Genomic DNA, 501 nt, shown 5'->3' with positions numbered 1-501 from the left:
GGGGTGGGTCACGGGGGTTTCGGATCGCGACAGCGTCGTGCTCGCGCGGCTGCCGGAAATACCCGGCGTGGTCGGGAATCCCCGGCTCGCGACCCTGCGCCAAACGGCGACCGGCACGCCCGGCGTCTGGGAGGGGCGCGACCGCGACTTCAAGCCCGTCACCGTCGTCGAGGCACGCTCGCGGCTCAACGGCTGGACCGTGGGGGCGAGCATCCCGCGCGAACTGGTCGAGGCGCGGCTGCGGCGCTGGATCTGGGCCTTCGGCGGCTTCGGCCTTCTCGTGCTCGCCACCTCCTCGGTGCTCGCCGTCCACCTGTGGTCGCGGGTATCGAAGCCCCTGCGCCAACTCGCGGCGACGGGGCCGGCCCTCGCGCGAGGGCAGGCAATCCCGCGGATCGCCTCGCCGATCCACGAGATCCGCCGCCTTGCCGACGTGCTCTCGGAAGCCTCGCTGCGGCTGCGCACCCGCAGCGAGGAGCGCGACCGGGCACTCGCCGAGAC

Annotated in this window: 1 protein-coding gene; it reads left to right on the top strand. The window is 73.9% G+C overall.

Annotated features, from left to right (window positions below; all coding sequences use genetic code 11):
* Positions 1 to 501: hypothetical protein (locus C1631_RS25425; protein WP_228441510.1), on the top strand; the 501-nt coding region annotated here is incomplete at both ends.

It is taken from the genome of Chryseobacterium phosphatilyticum, assembly GCF_002899825.2.
Lineage (GTDB): Bacteria > Bacteroidota > Bacteroidia > Flavobacteriales > Weeksellaceae > Chryseobacterium > Chryseobacterium phosphatilyticum.
The sequence above is the reverse complement of the archived record's forward strand: the minus strand, read 5'-3'. Positions and strand labels throughout refer to the sequence as shown.